The following is an 18,522-nucleotide window of genomic DNA, read 5'->3' as shown; positions in this document are numbered from 1 at the left end:
GCTTTACAAAGTTCGCAAAAAATTTCTCAGCAATTCCTTACCCAAGGCAGTTAGGACACTCTCTGGATGAAATTGGACTCCTTGAATGTGAGGATATTGCCGATGTCTCACGCCCATAATTGTGCCATCTTCTACCCAAGCTGTAATTTCCAATACGTCCGGGCAAGTTTCCCGCTCAATCACTAAACTATGATATCTGGTAGCGGTTAAAGGATTTTCTAAACCTTGAAAAATTCCTATGCCTGTGTGGGAAACCTGAGAGGTTTTTCCGTGCATCAATTCTGGGGCGGAGACAATTTTACCACCGAAAACCTGACCAATACTTTGATGTCCTAAGCACACGCCTAAAATCGGTAGTTTATCTCCTAATTGGGCGATCGCACTGAGGGAAACTCCCGCATCATCTGGACGACCAGGACCCGGTGAAATTACCACTGCATCCGGGTTTAATGCCCTAATTTCATCTATAGTAATCTTATCGTTTCGTACCACTTGCAGGTCATCAGCAACTGGGAAATCTACTGCTAATTCTCCCAGATATTGTACTAAATTATACGTAAAGCTATCGTAATTATCAATGACTAATATCACAATTTTTACCTAATTTTATTTAAAAATATCCAATACGTTCCCTGAAAACGTCTCTAAGTAGGTGAACACAATAAAACCAAAGTGTGTAAAGAAAAGTAAAATCGCCCAAAGCTTCTTCACTCTTGCCTCTTGCCTCTTGCCTCTTGCCTTCCCATAACGACAATTTTCAATGCTAACCTACTTACTATTCACAATCTACCATCTAGAAAGTAGATAGAATTAATGTTGCTAAAGGAGGCAATATTAATGTAGAGGCAACCAATAATGCTACTAAAGCAGAAACAAGTACAGCACCAGCAGCACAGTCTTTAGCAACTTTTGCCAACTCATGATAAGACTGTTTGACCGTTAAATCTACAATTGACTCAATAGCAGTATTCACTAACTCTAAGGTCAAAACTAAACCGCTGGTAACAGAAATTATGGATACTTCTACTGTTTCTAACTGTAGAAATACACTTAATCCAATAGCCAAGGCGCAGACGGCTACATGAATCCGAAAATTCCTTTGAGTCTGAAAAGCGTAGGTAATTCCAGCCCAAGCATACTTAAAACTAACAAATAGATTAGAGGCAATCTGCCAGGAAAGTTCCCTATCTTTGGACACGAGTGTTGGTAAGCTATTATTGGTTGATGACGATGAGACTTTTGGGGGCATAGAGATGAGAATAGGGGGTGGGGGGAGTGGGGGAGTGGGGGAGTGGGGGATGTGGGGGATGTGGGGGATGTGGGGGATGTGGGGGAGGTAGGGGATGTGGGGGATGTGGGGGAGGTAGGGGATGTGGGGGATGTGGGGGAGGTAGGGGATGTGGGGGATGTGGGGGAGGTGGGGGAAGATTAATATTTATGGTTTTTATGGTTTTTATGATTCATTAACCAGCGTGATGGGTTATTGATCATAGTCACTAAACCAGATAAAACTTGATTATAATTACCATAAAGTTTACGTCCCGTTTCAATATCGAAGTAATTACATTTAACTGTAAATTCTATCCATGTTTGAGTTTCAGCAGATTCAGCTTCACAATCATTTAATTTAGCAACAAAAGCAGCCTCATAACGACGTTTACGCCAAGCTTCTGCCATATTCGCACAAACAGAACGAGAAGAACGACGAATTTGATCTGTTAGAGAATATCTTTCTTCAACAGGAAAATTTTTTGATAACCCAAAAATTTTCATTGCTGCTTCAAAAGCAATTTGATAAATTCCCAAGTCTCTATGAGATTTAACCATTGATATTGAGTTTGATTCTTCTAAGTTACCAATCATCTTCTTTCTCACCTCCTTTACTCTTTACTCCTTTACTCCTTTACTCTTCACTCCCCTACCTCCCCTACCTCCCCTACCTCCCCTACCTCCCCTACCTCCCCTACCTCCCCTACCTCCCCTACCTCCCCTACCTCCCCTACCTCCCCTACCTCCCCTACCTCCCCTACCTCCCCTACCTCCCCCACCTCCCCTACCTCCCCTACCTCCAACTCTAAGTTAATAATAATACCTATTTTCTTCAGTAATACAACTTGCTCGTTTAACATTGCTATCAAACTCTCTTCGTCAGGATGATCCCAACCTAACAAGTGTAGTAAACCATGAGCCGTTAACCAAGCCAACTCTGTAGACAAACTATGTTCCTGCTGTTGTGCCTGACGTTGTGCTGTATCTATAGAGACAATTATATCACCTAGATACAAGGGCATGGCATCCAGCATTTCTTCGCTTTGTGGTAAATCTGCTTCTAGAGATGCAAAGGCTAAGACATCTGTAGGTTTATCTTGTTGGCGATATTGGGAATTAAGGGTTTGAATTTCTGTGTCGGTTGTCAAACGCAAACTGATTTCATAACTAGGTGCAGTTGGTAAGTAATCCTCAAGAATTTCCAACCATTGCCAAAACCAGTTTTCCCAAGTTTCGAGAGGAATTGGGGAAGAGTCATCAAAGCAATTTTCTAAATATAATTCAACCTGTAGCGGCACAAGTTTTCCTCTCTTAGCGAGTAAGATATGCCAAACCCACGAGGACAGATAACAGTCCTACGGCAGTTAACGCAAAGTGTTTGAGGGAAGTGCCGCCTTTTCTAACCATGTTTCGCATGGCGAGTTTGACATAGCTAGGCTGGGGTTCTTTGGCAGGGGATTTTTCCATAATTAATTCATTATCATCTCTTTTCTTACTGTAACCTGTGTCAGGGAAATATAGCAAAGATCCCCGACTTCTCAAAGAAGTCGGGGATCTAAGTTACGCTTCAACTATCTGGTTTTCTTGCCGGAGATAGGCTTGAATGAACATATCAAGTTCACCGTTCATGACATCTGTAATGGCTGTGGTTTCGATGTTGGTGCGGAGGTCTTTCACCATTTGATAAGGATGAAATACATAGTTGCGGATTTGATTACCCCAGGAAGCTTCGACCATATCGCCGCGAATTTCGGCAATTTCTTGGGCGCGTTGTTCTTTGGCAATAACTAACAACTTGGCTTTGAGACGGGCGAGCGCTTTTTCTTTGTTTTGTAGTTGGGAACGTTCTTCTGTACACCGGACTGCTAGACCGGTGGGGAGGTGAACTATGCGGACTGCGGTTTCTACTTTGTTGACGTTTTGCCCACCTTTACCGCCAGAACGGGTGGTGCTAATGTCTAAATCTTTCTCTGGGATGTCTAGTTTGACGGTGTTATCTATTTGCGGCATGACTTCGATGCCGGCAAAGCTGGTTTGCCGTTTGCCGTTAGCGTTGAAGGGAGAAATTCTGACGAGACGGTGAGTTCCCATTTCGGAACGTAAGTAACCATAGGCATAGCGTCCGGTGATTTCTAGGGTGGCGGATTTAATGCCGGCTTCGTCACCTTCTGATTCTTCGGCTAGGGTGACTTTATAACCATGATCTTCTGCCCACCGGGTATACATCCGCATGAGCATAAATGCCCAGTCTTGTGCGTCTGTGCCACCAGCACCGGCGTTAATTGTCAGGACTGCACCTTTGTCGTCGTAAGTGCCGGAAAGGAGTTGTTGTAGTTCCCATTGGTCTAGTTCATGATTGAGTTTGGTAATGGTAGATTCCGCTTCTTGCAATAATGCTGTATCGGTTTCTAGTTCCAATAACTCAACAACTGCCCTGGTATCGTCTAAGTTGGTGTGCCACTTGTAATATTGATCTAAATGGGATTTTAGATCATTGAGTTCTTGCAGGGTGTTTTGTGCTTGGGTTTGGTCTTCCCAAAATTCTGTTTGGGCGGAAATTTGCTCTAAGTCGTGAATTTTGGCTTTGAGTGCGGGTACGTCAAAGATAGTCCTGGGTTTTACCCAGGCGGCTAGACAATGTTTCGATTTCGCGTTTTAGTTCTAATACGTCCATAATTTTAACTCAAGTTGCAAGGGCTTGAGATTTCTCGGTGATAATTTGTGATTTGTATTTTAGATTTTACCTATATTTTGGTAAAGTCTCAGGGTTTTTTAAAGGAGGAGTCAGAATGTAGGGGCGCAGGGTCTGCGCCCAGAATTAGAATTTAGGGGGAAATACTGGGGTATTTTTGGCTTTGGTGCGAGCTTCTATGGCTTGTTGGTAATCTGGTTTATATTCTATGGCTTTGTCGTAGGAGGCGATCGCCTGTGGGTATTGTTGTAAATTTAACAAGGCATTGCCTTTGCTGTACCAACTTTCATAATGATTGGGTTGATAACGGATGGCTTTATTATAGGAGGCGATCGCTTCTTGATATTTTTGTAAATTATATTGTGTATTTCCTAGATTATACCATACTAAATAATCATTTCCCTTTAAACTAATAGCTTTTTTATAAGATTCTATTGCTTCTGGATAGCGTTTAACTTGATGTAATGCCCAACCTCGATTATACCATGCTTGATATTGTTGAGGATTGATTTTAATCACTTGGCTAAAGGAATCAATTGCTTCTGGATACCTACGTAATGTCATTAATATATTACTTCTGGATAACCAAGCTGCGGAGTTGTTTGGATTATACTGGACTGCTTGATCATAAGCCTGGAAAGCAAATTCATAACGATTTAAATTAACTAAGCAATTACCCAAATTGTACCAAGCTAATTCATGATCAGATTTTAATTCCACAGTTTTTTTATAGGAGGTAATTGCCTCTTCATATTGTTTAAGGTTTTGGAATGCTAATCCTTTTTTGTACCATAATTCAGGATTATCAACTTGGAAATTAATCGCTTGTTCATAAGCTTTAATTGCATCATTATATTGGCTAATTTTTATAAAGATATCACCTTTAAGTTGCCACACTTTAGGGTCATCATTCTTTAGTTGTAAAACTTTATCAACAGTGGCAATTGCTTCTGGATAACGTTTGAGTTTGACTAAAACAAAACCTCGATTAGTCCAAGCTTCTAAATAATTTGGTTGAATTTGAATAGCTTGATCATAAGCTATTAAAGATTCTTGGTATTTCTTTAATTGAAATAATGCTTTACCTTTACCATATAAAGCTTGAGGATAATCAGATTTGATATCTATGGCTTTTTCATAAGTTGCTAAGGCTTCTTCATAGCGTTGTAATTGAATGAGAGTATTACCCTGATTATATAATTCTATAGCGTTTTTACTATTCAGGCGATTGAGCATAAATATTGCCCCGAAACTACCAATACCTAAAATAAATATTCCTAATAGCAATTTCCAGAATATCCCTGGGGTATTTTGGGGATTTTTTACTCGGTTTGGTAAGGTAGCAGGGGAAATAATTATTGTTGCCGATGAGTTTTTATTTAATTCTTGTAAAGCTTGTAATGCTATTGTTGCTGAAGCATAACGTTGGCGAAAATCATAACAGATCATTTGATTTAAAAATTGGGCAAATTCTGGAGAGACAGTGGCGAAATTTTGCCAAATTATTTCATTAGTTTCGACATCTTTTTCTAATTGATCAGGTGATAATCCAGTTAAAGCTTGAATAGCAATAATCCCCAAAGCGTAGATATCACTACTAAATTTTGGCGTTCCTTGTGCTTGTTCTCCAGGAGTATAACCGGGTGTGCCAATAGCAACTGTAGATTTAGTAATGTCTGGAGAGTTTACTAATTTGGTCGTAATTTGTTTGACTGCACCAAAATCAATTAAAATTAACTTATTATCTTGTTCTCGTCTGAGAATATTGCGAGGATTGACATCACGATGAATTACCTTTTGTTGATGAACAAAGTCCAAAATTTCTAAAATTTCTTGTAATAGAGAAATTACCTGATTTTGAGTGAAGATGACACCGGATTTTAATTCTTGACTGAGATCATTACCAATAATCAGTTCTTGAACCAGATAAAATTCGGCATTTTCTTCAAAGTAAGCTAAAAGTTGGGGAATGCGATCGTGATTTCCTAATTTATATAAAACTTGGGCTTCTGTGTCAAATAACCTCCGAGCTATTTCTAAAGTGGTAATATCAGTAGATTGAGGTTTGAGTTTCTTGACTACACACTGGGGTGAGCCTGGTAATTGAGTATCATTAGCAACATAAGTTTCACCAAATCCGCCACCTCCCAGGTAATTGGTGATTTGGTATCTGCCTACAAGGGTGTTTCCTAGCATTTCCTGAGCCTATTTGAATATTGTGTTACATTATGATAATCTTGCCACACAAAAATGAGGAGATGGGAAAAAATATTAATTAGTAGTTAAAAATTAGTAATTCAAATGTTAAAATCAAGATGATTCCTATAGATGATAATATTCGCAGTTGGCAAAAGCCTATTATTAATTATTGGTTGATTGGCATTAATGTAGTCATATTTCTCTGGGAAATAAAATTAGAGTGGAGTGATGAATTAGGAAATTTAATTAATAATTGGGGAATTATTCCATCTCAAATAAATATCTCAATTGCTAACGCTTTTTTTTACAATTCTGCGGCTTGGGTAATTGTATTTTGGCGGCTACTTTCTTTACCTGTATCCCTGTTTCTCCATGGCAGTTTTAGCCAAATCTTAGGAAATATGCTGTTTCTGTGGGTATTTGGAAAAACGGTAGAAAGTATTTTAGGACATAAACAATATTTACTACTTTATTTAACTGCTGGCTTTTTTTCTGGTATAGTCCAAATTATTTTATCCTCCGATTTAACAATACAAATTATTGGTGCTAATGGAGCTATTGCATCTATTTTAGGTGCATATCTGATCAAGTTTCCCCAGGCAAAAATATATTCGGTTTTGACTTTATTGGTTGTGTATATCCCTGTGGAAGTTCCAGCTATTTTATATTTATTTTGGTGGTTTATCCAGCAGTCATTTTATGGCATAGGGAGTTTAAATATGACGGGTGGTAGTTCCTTCTCTAGTGTGAGTTATTGGGGACAATTTGCGGCTTTAGTGACGGGTGCGGCTTTTATGAAAATTAGACAAAGACTTTAGGTTATTGTGATTTTTATGTGAAGCTGCACAGAATCATCAAATCCATCAATTCATCCGAATTTATCTGCGTTTATTTGCGTTCATCTGCGTTTAATAATTCTTGATATCTTATTCCATATCTTAATTTGGTATAAGGAAGTAAAATGGGGTAGTTCATATTGGAATTTTAAATTAACTTCAATGTCTGTAGTTTCTAGCATTACTGTTAAAGTTCCCGCGACGACGGCGAATTTGGGTCCGGGGTTTGATTGTATAGGTGCAGCTTTAAAGCTGTATAACGAATTTAAGTTTACTATTCTTGATGCAGGTGAGTTAATTATTCAAGTCTCTGGTTCGGAAGCCGCAAAGGTACAAACTGATGAGAGTAATCTTTTATACCAGGCGTTTGTCAAGTTATACCAATATATAGAAAAAACACCACCAGCGGTGAAAATAGAAATTAAGTTGGGTGTACCTTTAGCACGAGGTTTGGGTAGTTCTGCGACTGCTATTGTCGGGGGGTTAGTTGCTGCCAATGAGTTGGCTGGTTCACCGTTGTCTGAGTTACAGGTAATGGAATTAGCGATCGCCATGGAAGGACATCCTGATAATGTAGTACCAGCGTTATTAGGTGGTTGTCGTCTGGCTGCTACCAGCAAAAAAGGTTGGGAAATTTGTGATATTCTCTGGCATCGAGATATAGTTCCAGTCGTAGCAATTCCTGATTTTGAGTTATCAACCTCAGAAGCGCGAAAGGTTGTCCCCACAGAAGTCAGTCGTGCTGATGCAATTTTCAATATTTCTCATTTGGGTTTATTGTTGCGCGGTTTAGCAACTAATCGAGAAGAATGGTTAATAGCCGCCTTGCAAGATAAATTACATCAACCTTATCGCCAAGCTTTAATTCCTGGTTATGATACTGTGAATGCGGCTGCTGTGGCTGCTGGTGCTTATGGCATGGTAATTAGTGGTGCAGGCCCCACACTTTTAGCTCTAGTAGATATAAGTTATGCCAGATCCGTAGAAGCAGCAATGGCAAATGCCTGGACTGCAATGGGTATGAACTCAATTGTGCGATCGCTTCCCCTGGATCGGCAAGGGGCGGTTATTTTGTAATAGATAATTACAAATGCAGCAACACCAAACATCTATAGCAATCCTATTTGAGTTGAGAACGTATCGGTGATAACGTAGTGTGACTGAAGTCATGGGAAGGGAACAGAAGTGTTCCCCTACTTTAAACATTTCATTTTGTTGATTAACATTAAATTATCGAGTCCGATGCACCTTACAATATATATTGATTGTATGTGTAATTTGTAAATAACAAAAGGTAAAGTTATGACAGTTATTACTAATTTGCAGCAGATCTATGAAACAGATGACCATTTATGGTTATTAGAAACTATTAAATTATTAAAACAAAGTCGTTTTGATGAGTTAGATTTAGAAAATTTAATTGAGGAGTTGGAATCATTGGCAAAAAGAGATAAGCATCAAGTTAAAAGCCTACTAGAACAAGTAATTAGACATCTTTTATTATTGCAGTTTTGGACACAAGAATATGACAGAAATAAAAATCATTGGCGTTCAGAAATTAGAAGTTTTCGAGTCCAGTTAAAAGATAGATTAACATCTAATTTGTATAATTATTTGAATTCTATTTTTACAACTATTTATGAGGACGCTTTGGGTTATGTTCAAGAAAAAACAGGTTTTACTGTAAATTTTCCCGCAGAATGTCCTTATTCTTTGGAGGAAGTTCTTGATATTCATTATTTACCTAATTGATTAAGTCATTGTTTGTGTGATGTCTATGAGGATGTTTGAAAAGTATCAGAATTAATCGAGATCCCCCCAACCCCCCTTACAAAGGGGGGCTAAATTCCTCAAAGTCCCCCTTTTTAAGGGGGATTTAGGGGGATCTGCGGGTGTCAGATCCCACACGAAAAAGTTTTCAAACAACCTCTATGGAGTGTGAAGCGATTGTCACACACAACTAATTGACAAGTAATTAATGTATAAAATATCATGAGAGCGGATAAAACCGTGATATTATTAGATGCAATAGTGCCAGCACTTCGTAAGAATCGCTTATCGCTTAATTTAACTAAGTAGGTTGGTGTTGAAAATTGTCGTTATGGCAAGGCAAAAGGCTAAAGTATACATTGGTGAGGCTGAAAATGCTTATTCTAGACTTGTTGACCATGTATCAAAAAAAGAATTTTGGAATGAAATTATTGTTCAAGTAGATGACAAACTTGTTTTTAAATCCGATTGGTTGTTTAGTAGCCCATCAGCAGCAGCAAATGTAATAATGGGGCGTAGTGCAAACGGATTGAAGGAATGGAAAGATTCTTCCGGCAAAAAGTTAGATGAAATTGAGAAGCAAGAAATATCAAAAGCTAACAAACAAATTCAGCCAACAACTTAATGCGATCGCGTAGCACTGCTGCAAGCAGAGTGCTGTTCTTGCCGTGACTATTTTGATTGTCAAGCGATCGCCCAGAAGAAGTAACAGCTTTTTCACTTACCCCCAATCATCATATATATATGGATATGGAAAAAATCCAGTCAGAAATAGCAGCACTGAAATCTCAAATTCAAGCACTCCAACAAGAACGCACTGCACTGACTAATCATCATGTAGAATCGGGTGAAAACGACTCACCCCTAGCCATAGTTGAAGCTTACCGTCGTCAAGCCAGAGAAAACGTCCAACTATCTGCGGAACTTAAAGGCATAGACGATGCCCTATATTACCTAGAAAAGCAAATACAACAAAGGAAAGCTCATCTCAATCGGTATTTGCCCATGTCTATCCGCATCTCCCAACAACAAGAACAGCTAGAAGAAGCCAAAAAAATTGCTCAAGTTCATGCCGAACGAGTTAATGAACTAGCTGGAGAACTGGCAAAAGAAATTAAACTCCTCAAAACCTGCGCCGATGAACTTAGTCCCATGTATTGGCAAGTTTACTACAAACCTTTCATCACAGGCTTTAAGACCATTTCTGTCCCTTTCGTAAGATCAGATGGAGAAGTGTGGATGATTGTCAACCGTATTGTCTAAGAAACAGAGATAACTTTGATAAAAATTCAATTTATCCTCAAGCTGTTCATTATAACTAAAGACAGCGATATTAGTCGCTGTTTTTTTGTTGACGTTGCAAAAATTTACATTTAGAATGGACTCGCGGCATAATTTAGTAAGTATTTATTACTATCTGTCCTCCAAATTGGAAATCTTCATAAGAAATCGTTTACAGACGTAACGATTCCTTAATATAATGTAAACAAAAGCAAAACCAAAAACATATTGTCAACAGTGATGAATGCCATAGAAATTCCTTGGTTATCAGCCATAATTTTCCTGCCTTTAGTGGCAGCCCTCGCAATTCCCCTTATTCCCGATAAAGAGGGTAAAACCGTCCGCTGGTACGGCTTGGGAGTGGCATTATTAGACTTTGTACTCATGATTTTTGCCCTTTGGCAGAATTACGACTTTCAAAGTTCCGCCCTGCAAATGACAGAAAGCTATCCTTGGATACCCCAAATTGGCTTTAACTGGTCTCTAGGCATTGATGGTTTATCAATGCCCCTGATACTTCTCACAGGCTTCATTAACACACTCGCAGTATTCGCGGCTTGGAAAGTAACCAACAAGCCGCGTTTATTTTATGCGTTGATGTTGATTATGTACAGCGCTCAATTAGGAGTATTTCTCGCCCAAGATTTATTAATGTTCTTCTTGATGTGGGAAATTGAGCTAGTACCTGTTTACCTACTAATTTCCATCTGGGGAGGCACAAACCGCCGTTACGCAGCTACCAAGTTTATTATCTATACCGCCGCAGCATCCATATTTATACTGGTAGCTGGTTTTGCAATGGCTTTCTATGGTGATAACTTCACCTTCAACATGACCGAATTGGGAATGAAAGAATATCCCAAAACCTTAGAATTAGCCCTCTATGCAGGTTTCTTAATCGCTTATGGTGTCAAATTACCCATTTTTCCCTTACATACATGGTTGCCTGATGCTCATGGTGAAGCATCCGCACCCGGTTCAATGATCTTGGCAGGTGTATTGTTAAAAATGGGTGGTTATGCCTTAATTCGCTTTAACGTAGAAATGTTAACTGATGCTCATGTTACCTTTGCTCCAGTTTTAGCGATTTTAGGTGTAGTTAATATTGTTTATGGTGCTTGTTGCGCCTTTGCTCAAACCAATCTCAAACGCCGTCTGGCTTACTCTTCAATTGCCCACATGGGGTTTGTGTTAATTGGCATTGCATCTTATACAGAAATCGGTATCAGCGGTGCTGTATTACAAATGGTTTCTCACGGTTTAATTGCTGCTAGTTTATTCTTCCTTTCCGGTGTAACTTACGAACGTACTCACACCTTAGTGATGGATAAAATGGGCGGTATGGGTAAAGTAATGCCCAAAACTTTCGCTCTCTTTACTATCGGTTCAATGGCTTCTCTAGCTTTACCCGGAATGAGTGGTTTCGTCGGTGAATTGATGGTATTCTTAGGTCTTGCTACCAGTGATGTTTACAGTTCCAGCTTCAAAATTGTAGTCATCTTTCTATCAGCAGTTAGCGTGATTTTGACACCCATTTATTTACTGTCCATGCTACGTCAAGTTTTCTACGGCAACCAACATCAAGACTTACATTTAGATGCTGTAGTTCTTGATATTAAGCCCCGTGAATTATTTATCACCGCTTGCTTATTAGTTCCCATCATCGGTATTGGTTTTTATCCTAAGATGATTACACAAACCTATGATGTAAAAACAGTGGCAGTTACGGCTCATGCTCGTCAAGTTTTACCAGTTGTTGCTAGTCAACAACCTACAAACTTATACTCGCAAATTTTCACCACACCAACATTAGCTAGTTCCCAAATAGTGAATATAGTTGAGTAATTATCAAACCCAAAAGAGCGCTCTAGTAAATCTTAAATTAAAAGGGGATAAGATCCCCGAATTCTTCAAGAATTCGGGGATCTATTTTAGTCATTACTAATATAAACCTTTATGCCATGCAGTAATAAACCTAACCCCCATCCTAGTATGGGATAAATAGCCCAGAAATATCCAGGGCTTACCACTAGATTTAACAGCACCAAAAAACCATTAATTGCCAGAAAAGCAAATAGATGAGATTTGAAATCTTTCCGTTGTTGACTATTAGACATTTGCTCTTTTTTTACTTCTACATTATTTTTTAACCATTCTTGTTCCGCAGCTTGTAGCGACTCTGAAGAAACACCTAATTCTGAGGCTATTTCTATAATTTGTTCTCTTGTATATTCTCCCTTTTGTTTTTGTCTAAAAGCTACTTCAAGAATCTGCTGCATTTCCTCTGCGTTGTAAGTCATTATCAATACCTAAAATGGCAAAAAATACTTTTGAGAGTTATTTTTGAGACGGTAGCTACACAATCATTTAAAATATATAGGAATCCGGTTTGATTCCTGAATTTTCCGTTGAGTTAGGGAACAGGGAACAGGGAACAGGGAACAGGGAAGAAGGATTTCAGTATGTACCGAGTTCTGTTCAAAAATCAAATAGGAGTCCTATATGTACCTACGAATTGCTTAGAAACACATTTTATAGTTGAAAAATAATTGATGTCGTAATTAACAGCACAAATTTATTAATAGATTTCAATTCCCCAATTATTAATCACAGCTACATTTCCCTAGCTTTGTCTTTACCAATTTATATGGATGAGCTTTTATATAAGTAGGTTAGCATTGAAAATCGTCGTTATGGCAAGGCAAGAGGCAAGAGTGAAGAGGGTTTGGGCGATTTTACTTTTCGTTACATAGATTGGTTTTATTGTGTTCACCTACTTAGTCAGCAAATCCTTAAGTCTGTAGGGGCGTAGGGTCTACGCCCTATATTGTATTGCATCCTAGCAATAAACCCTGTATTAGCCCTTGTACATTAATCCGTTCTATCTGTACTAGTAGTACAGGTATCTCATCTACTCGTTGGTTTGTAATTATGGATTTTGTTGCCGTAACGTCGAACATATCCTTATTTAGCTTATTTTATGCAAATAACTGCAAGTACAGGCTATCGTGTACACACAAGTTATCGAATCACCATTATTCCTCAAATTACCCCACCCTAACCCTCCCCTTGTGAAGGGGAGGGAACTGGATTTTCTTGTTACCCCCTTTCCTAAGGGGAGAGGGGGTAACAATGTGATGAAAATTACGGGATGCCACTTTTAAAACATCCTCTAAGCAAAAGCTCAATTTATTCCCTTGCGGAGTATAACTGCCCAAAAAATGGATGAACCGGGAGTTATTATCTGAATTTCCCGCTGGCATTTTCTATGATTCACCTCTATATTAAGAATAGTAAATAATAATTGCCTTTTATACCTATATCCGGTAAAGCCAGATGTATTACCATAGCCTAGTAGTTCGTCAAATTTATTTTGACGGGTAATGATCGGAAAAAAACTTCTGTTCTTCCCTCCCCTGCCCCCCCCTGCCTCTCTTCTCCCCCTGCTTGCCTTCACCCGTCATTTTCGGGTTGACAGACTACTAGTAGCAGATGGCACAGAAAGATATAGAAAATCAAGCAACAATCTATGGATAAATGAGGAAAGTAAACAGTGAAAGCATCCCTCAAACTGGTTAAAACCGCTGATGAAAGGCAGATTGCCGCATTCTTTCAGGAATCGGTAGGTGAATGGCACTCAGAACGACGTTACTACACCCTACCTCAGGGAGAAACCAAGGAAATGGAGAGTATAATCACCATCCGATTTTTAGAACAGGGGTGTGAAGAATTGGAAAAACTAGCCCAACTCCATGATTTAGTTGATTTGCAAAGTTTGACCTGTGGTGCTGAAGTATCTTGGCAAAGCACTGATATAATTAAGGTCAGACGAGAATCTCAAGGTTTAAACCTGTTTGGGGCTTTGGGCAATATATTATATAGAGATCGTGGTTTTGCCACATCTAAACCCGTTACAGCAGATTATTATTTATCAAACCCTAAAACTCTTTGTTTACGGACTGAATATAATAATTCAGTATTTGAGGAAGAGATTAAACTCATTGGTAGTAAATATCGTACCCGACAAAGCATCATTTCCCGTGCCAGTGAACAATTAATGATTGGTCAATACCTGGAGAAGCGAATATAATCGAGCGGTTCATGGCTGAAATGCAGGGGATAGGGTTAATTAACGGGCATAACTTACAGGTGGGACTGATCATAAGCAACAAATATGACTTTTTACAACATTTTTTAAACTTCTTCCCACAATTATGATTTTTTGTGTAATCATTAGAAGGTGGGAATTAATTCGGCGGTAATGTTTGTGGTTAGTATTGACAGGCTTTCCCTTTTGGTATTTACAGACTTTTCTCCGAAATCTAAATCTCTACACTCTTATGATTTTGGAAATATTCTATGTCAATTTACGTGGGTAACCTCTCTTATGAAGTTACACAAGATGCGCTGACTCAAGTTTTTGCGGAATATGGTGCTGTGAAACGTGTTCAGCTTCCCACTGACCGTGAGACAGGTCGCTTGCGCGGCTTCGGTTTTGTGGAAATGGGTACTGAGGCGGAAGAAACAGCCGCAATTGAAGCCCTTGATGGTGCTGAATGGATGGGTCGTGATTTGAAAGTAAACAAAGCAAAACCCAAAGAAGACAGAGGTTCTTCAGGTGGTGGCGGTGGTGGACGTGGTGGCTACGGCGGTGGCGGTGGCAACCGTGGCGGCGGCGGCGGCAATCGCTATTAAGTCTAAGCCAAATCTAACTAAAGTTTTTTAGTTATTAAATTCTTGAAAATTGCCTATTCCGTCGGCGGGGTAGGTAATTTTTTTGGCGTTGCTGAAACCAAGTATGAATTTAGCTGTAGAGACGTTCCATGGAGCGTCTCTACAAGGGTTGTAAAATCATCAAAAATCATCTTCATACCTCAAATCGGCAATGCCATTTTTTTATATACAAAGAGATATACATCATCACGTTGATATTTTAAATTAAAATCAGAACGCTTTTTTAATTCCTTAGTCAAATTATTATAATCTTCTACTGTTGCGCCCCAGCCAGGATGGCGGGTATTAAGTAATATATAATGAAAATTATTCAACTCATGGAGTTTATATTTAAAACTAATCTGTTGCCTATGGGTTAAATGTGGAGTAATTACATCTGTAGTCAACACACTGTCTTGAGTTTTCACTAAAGATATTGCTTCTTTAGTAGCTTGCCAATTATCTACAGAATTAAGATATTTGGAAATAAAGAAACCCCATTTACCTAAAATCAAAAACCAAATTAAAGACCATAAAAAAATTACTCTTTTTTGTTTTAGCCATGCTTTATCTGCCGCAATACTAGCAATTAATGCTAACATTATGAAGGGAATTGCTGGTAAAGAATAATGTAAAATTACGTTTTTTTGTGAAGGATGATCAGCAAGTATATTTAATGCTAAACAAGGAATCGCACCTATTAATGGTGTCATGTATTTAGGTATTAAACCCCAGATTACAGGTGCTAATAGAAAAGACAAATATTCTAAATTTATAGACGATAAAATGTTGCTAATAATAATTTTTGGTTGAAATAAGATAATTTGTAATGTTTCCGAAAATGAATTTCCTAAATAGCTATAACGATAAAAATGCCGACTGACTAATGCTGCTTCGCTACCGAAAAAAGGAATAATGATTTTGTTAGCAATTACAAACCATGCTAAACCACTAATAATAGCTATGAAACCGTACAAACGCCGTTTTTCAAATAGTAGTAACCAAACACCCATAGCTGCTACTGTCAAGGAAAGTACAGCTTTACATCCCAATACTACCAAAACATTTATACAAAACCAAAATACTTTTTTGCTTCTTGCATTTAAAACTGCTGTCAAAAGTGCAGGAACAGCAAGAGTATCTGGATGAAAATCACACAAATTACTGTTATATAGGACTGGATATAGTAGGTAAACAACTACCATTGCTATTGCTTGATTGTCTTTCAACCCTGCTTGTAATGCGAGTAAATATGTAGGAAAAGCACCTAAAGACAAAGCAACAGACTGAACTACAAACAACCAATAGACATGAGGATATATTTTATATAGTAAGGCGATAGGATACAAAATCCAAGCAGCATGATCAGCTAAAACATGAAAACCAAGTACAGAGGAAGTTGGCAATTTTCCCTGACTAATTAAGTAAACTGTTTGATCAAAAAATGCTAAATCTCCAGATGAATTAAATAACTCATGTCGAATAATACTAGCTGCTAATAAAATTAAGGCACTAATACTAATAATTACAGAAATATTATTTTTAGGTATTAATTTTTCCACATTAGAATTTATTATTTATTGATGTTTAAGGAAAAATCAGGCTTTGATTTCTGGTAGATCATATCACAATTTCGCACAATAAACCAAAGAGTAAAACCTAAAGGAATAGAAAACAATTGAATATATATAGGAGTTCCCAAGTAACTAATAAATGATGCCAGTTGCACCGATATTGCTACCCAACGATATTGAGGAAAGTAAAAAGCAAAGATAATAGACAAAATATCTGTAGGATAAAAATATCTTTCGTGCATTTTTGGCAAAAGATATGGCATAAAAAATACTGACATTGTAGCTAAATATATCAGTCTATCTTGAGTAATTTCTAATTTATTTCTATAAACAAGATATACTAATAAAAGTATGGCAGTTACAGTTAACATTAACCCTATAGGCACAACAATGTTATAAAACTCATTAGGAATCCATTGATAAAGATTAGGGACATTTTTAGCTAGTTCTTTATATTTATTAGACTGTTCAAAATATACCAATAGTAATTCTGTAATTGATCTACCAGCAATCCAAGCTGGCAACATTGCTACTAGATATGCTAAAGGAATTATTGGTAAATAGAACCAAGATATTCTTTTTTTAACCAATAAAGTTAATAACAAAGGTGCTAGAAACATTGCTTGTAATTTAAATGAAAGTGCCACACCAAAACTGATTAATGCAGGAACTTGTTTGTAAATAGATAAAAAGTAAACACAAGCAATTAATCCCGTGGTATAGATAACATCACATTGTCCCCAAAGGGAACTATTGTAAATTACAGTTGGACTTAAGATAACGGCTAAAAAAGCCCAATTTGCCATTTTACCCACAGGATATTTAAGCTTAACAATTTTATAAGTAAAAAATGCACAAATAAAGTCAACACTCATGGCGAAAAGTTTAATTGCCAGAATTTTTGGTAATCCAGAAAGCAGAGTAGAGGCAATCAAAAGCCAGTAAAGATAGGAAGGTGTATAATCAGCAAAGCCATATTTTAAGGCACTAAAACCACCGTGAGATGCGATAAAATCGTACCAAGGATCTAGAAAATATTTATAATCTACTGATTTATTGGGAACACAAACTAATCTGATTGTTACAGCAAATATAATACCAATTGCCAAATATCTGGGAATTAATATATGATCAAACTTATCTTTTATTGACTTCAATAATGTTTTGTGTGAATTATTCATGATTATTAATTATGATACTTTTATCTTTGTAAATTTTACTTTAAGAAAAATAGGAAATACCGTACTATTATTGATCTATTTAGTAAAAAGTTTACTATTACTAACGTATTACAATTTACCATACTTTGGTTGAATCTCTAATGCAACAGATGAAAAGTATTAGAAACTTAATAGATAAAAACTTAATCAATAATTATTACTGATATGTTAAACTAACAAACATCGCTTTCTGATCAAAAATATGCAATTAATAGCAAAGCAATATTACACCCCAGAAGAATATCTGGAATTAGAAGCCACTGCTGAGTATAAAAGCGAATACATTGACGGACAAATAATTCCTATGGCTGGTGCATCTATAAATCATAACCGTATCTCTTTAAATCTAAGTTCTGGGCTAAATTTTGCCTTTAGAAATCAGAATTACGAAGTTTTCATGGGTGATATGCGTCTATGGATACCTCAAAAACTAATATACACTTATCCAGATGTGATCATTATTACAGGTGAGCCTGAATTTTTCAATAATCGGACAGATACAATCACAAATCCCCAGGTAATTATTGAAGTTTTATCCAAATCTACCAAAAGTTATGATAGAGAAGATAAATTTGCAGCTTACAGAACAATTCCCACTTTTCAAGAATATCTATTAATTGATCAAAACCGCATTCATGTAGAACAATTTTTCAAAACTGGGAAAAAAAGATGGACTTTGTGTGAGTATGATGCAGAAGATGGAAACATATCTCTGGAAACCATACCTTTTGAAATTTCTTTACAAGATTTATACAATAAAGTAAAGTTTGAACTTGTGCCAGCAGAAACAGAAAAAAATGGTTCAGAGGAAACAGGGAACGGGCAACAGGGAACAGGAAAAACTCATGTTTAAAAACATGAGATTGAAATAATGACACTGTTTTTTTCGTGCTACGCATCTTTTAAAAACATCCTTTTTTTGACTGAGCTTTAAACTGGTGCAAATGAGTGTTTATTATTTGCTCCCA

Annotated in this window: 19 protein-coding genes and 1 pseudogene; 10 read left to right on the top strand and 10 right to left on the bottom strand. The window is 37.4% G+C overall.

Features of this window, described 5'->3' with window-relative positions:
- Positions 1–3 precede the first annotated feature (3 nt).
- Positions 4–591, bottom strand: a complete 588-nt coding sequence (locus AA650_RS04760) for an anthranilate synthase component II (RefSeq protein WP_039204718.1) — start codon at positions 589–591, stop codon at positions 4–6.
- A gap of 202 nt (positions 592–793) precedes the next feature.
- Positions 794–1,249, bottom strand: a complete 456-nt coding sequence (locus AA650_RS04755) for a diacylglycerol kinase family protein (protein ID WP_053538174.1) — start codon at positions 1,247–1,249, stop codon at positions 794–796.
- A 42-nt stretch (positions 1,250–1,291) separates the two neighbouring features.
- On the opposite strand from AA650_RS04755, the gene AA650_RS26090 reads away from it, so the two are divergent.
- A complete protein-coding gene (locus AA650_RS26090; RefSeq protein ID WP_199924380.1) occupies positions 1,292–1,432 on the top strand; it encodes a hypothetical protein in 141 nt (46 codons plus the stop codon).
- Here the strand turns inward: AA650_RS26090 and AA650_RS04750 are convergent.
- The 5 genes and pseudogenes from AA650_RS04750 to AA650_RS04735 all read right to left on the bottom strand — a co-directional run bounded on the left by AA650_RS04750 (position 1,429) and on the right by AA650_RS04735 (position 6,157).
- Positions 1,429–1,863, bottom strand: coding sequence for a four helix bundle protein (locus AA650_RS04750; protein ID WP_199924379.1), 435 nt, complete (start codon positions 1,861–1,863; stop codon positions 1,429–1,431). The genes AA650_RS26090 and AA650_RS04750 overlap by 4 nt on opposite strands.
- A gap of 209 nt (positions 1,864–2,072) precedes the next feature.
- Positions 2,073–2,567: pseudogene (gene ybeY, locus AA650_RS04745) on the bottom strand (rRNA maturation RNase YbeY); the annotation flags it as partial.
- 13 nt (positions 2,568–2,580) lie between these two features.
- Positions 2,581–2,736 (bottom strand): DUF3285 domain-containing protein, encoded by a 156-nt coding sequence (locus tag AA650_RS26085; RefSeq protein ID WP_071992792.1) that lies wholly within the window; start codon positions 2,734–2,736, stop codon positions 2,581–2,583.
- A 93-nt stretch (positions 2,737–2,829) separates the two neighbouring features.
- Positions 2,830–3,943 (bottom strand): peptide chain release factor 2 gene (prfB, locus tag AA650_RS04740; protein WP_190382692.1). Its coding sequence is split into 2 segments (ribosomal slippage): positions 2,830–3,870 and positions 3,872–3,943, totalling 1,113 coding nucleotides; the frame shifts between segments, so codons are not numbered across the junction.
- Between the two features lie 144 nt (positions 3,944–4,087).
- On the bottom strand, positions 4,088–6,157 hold the full coding sequence (locus AA650_RS04735) for a serine/threonine-protein kinase (RefSeq protein ID WP_053538172.1): 2,070 nt from the start codon (positions 6,155–6,157) through the stop codon (positions 4,088–4,090).
- A gap of 119 nt (positions 6,158–6,276) precedes the next feature.
- Between AA650_RS04735 and AA650_RS04730 the strand changes: the two genes are divergently transcribed.
- The 6 genes from AA650_RS04730 to AA650_RS04705 all read left to right on the top strand — a co-directional run bounded on the left by AA650_RS04730 (position 6,277) and on the right by AA650_RS04705 (position 11,892).
- The gene (locus tag AA650_RS04730; RefSeq protein WP_053538171.1) at positions 6,277–6,978 is read left to right on the top strand and encodes a rhomboid family intramembrane serine protease; all 702 of its coding nucleotides are present in this window, start codon (positions 6,277–6,279) and stop codon (positions 6,976–6,978) included.
- 180 nt (positions 6,979–7,158) lie between these two features.
- Positions 7,159–8,073 carry a homoserine kinase gene (thrB, locus tag AA650_RS04725; RefSeq protein WP_053538170.1) on the top strand — a complete coding sequence of 305 codons (915 nt, stop codon included), beginning with the start codon at positions 7,159–7,161 and terminating at the stop codon, positions 8,071–8,073.
- 225 nt (positions 8,074–8,298) lie between these two features.
- Entirely contained in the window at positions 8,299–8,748 is a 450-nt protein-coding gene (locus AA650_RS04720; protein WP_053538169.1) for a DUF29 domain-containing protein, read from the top strand.
- Between the two features lie 334 nt (positions 8,749–9,082).
- Complete coding sequence (locus AA650_RS04715) at positions 9,083–9,391, top strand: DUF4357 domain-containing protein (RefSeq protein WP_199924377.1); 309 nt, start codon at positions 9,083–9,085, stop codon at positions 9,389–9,391.
- 125 nt (positions 9,392–9,516) lie between these two features.
- Complete coding sequence (locus tag AA650_RS04710; protein ID WP_027402510.1) at positions 9,517–10,029, top strand: hypothetical protein; 513 nt, start codon at positions 9,517–9,519, stop codon at positions 10,027–10,029.
- 258 nt (positions 10,030–10,287) lie between these two features.
- Entirely contained in the window at positions 10,288–11,892 is a 1,605-nt protein-coding gene (locus AA650_RS04705) for an NAD(P)H-quinone oxidoreductase subunit 4 (protein ID WP_053538167.1), read from the top strand.
- Positions 11,893–11,978: 86 nt separating this feature from the next.
- Here AA650_RS04705 and AA650_RS04700 read toward each other — a convergent pair whose 3' ends face one another.
- Positions 11,979–12,347, bottom strand: coding sequence for a 2TM domain-containing protein (locus tag AA650_RS04700; protein WP_027402508.1), 369 nt, complete (start codon positions 12,345–12,347; stop codon positions 11,979–11,981).
- 1,253 nt (positions 12,348–13,600) lie between these two features.
- Between AA650_RS04700 and AA650_RS04690 the strand changes: the two genes are divergently transcribed.
- Together AA650_RS04690 and AA650_RS04685 are read left to right on the top strand one after the other, a co-directional pair.
- Positions 13,601–14,137, top strand: coding sequence for a phycobiliprotein lyase (locus tag AA650_RS04690; protein WP_053538165.1), 537 nt, complete (start codon positions 13,601–13,603; stop codon positions 14,135–14,137).
- Between the two features lie 269 nt (positions 14,138–14,406).
- The gene (locus tag AA650_RS04685) at positions 14,407–14,742 is read left to right on the top strand and encodes an RNA recognition motif domain-containing protein (RefSeq protein WP_053538164.1); all 336 of its coding nucleotides are present in this window, start codon (positions 14,407–14,409) and stop codon (positions 14,740–14,742) included.
- A gap of 179 nt (positions 14,743–14,921) precedes the next feature.
- On the opposite strand, the gene AA650_RS04680 is transcribed toward AA650_RS04685, so the two are convergent.
- Together AA650_RS04680 and AA650_RS04675 are read right to left on the bottom strand one after the other, a co-directional pair.
- On the bottom strand, positions 14,922–16,322 hold the full coding sequence (locus AA650_RS04680; RefSeq protein WP_081424143.1) for a DUF2079 domain-containing protein: 1,401 nt from the start codon (positions 16,320–16,322) through the stop codon (positions 14,922–14,924).
- 11 nt (positions 16,323–16,333) lie between these two features.
- Positions 16,334–17,515, bottom strand: a complete 1,182-nt coding sequence (locus tag AA650_RS04675) for a hypothetical protein (protein ID WP_053538162.1) — start codon at positions 17,513–17,515, stop codon at positions 16,334–16,336.
- Between the two features lie 241 nt (positions 17,516–17,756).
- Between AA650_RS04675 and AA650_RS04670 the strand changes: the two genes are divergently transcribed.
- Positions 17,757–18,407, top strand: a complete 651-nt coding sequence (locus AA650_RS04670; protein ID WP_053538161.1) for a Uma2 family endonuclease — start codon at positions 17,757–17,759, stop codon at positions 18,405–18,407.
- The last annotated feature ends 115 nt before the right edge of the window (positions 18,408–18,522 follow it).

Origin of the sequence: Anabaena sp. WA102, from assembly GCF_001277295.1 — a bacterium.
Lineage (GTDB): Bacteria > Cyanobacteriota > Cyanobacteriia > Cyanobacteriales > Nostocaceae > Dolichospermum > Dolichospermum heterosporum.
Note: the sequence above shows the minus strand (reverse complement) of the source record. Positions and strands in the feature narration are given on the sequence as shown.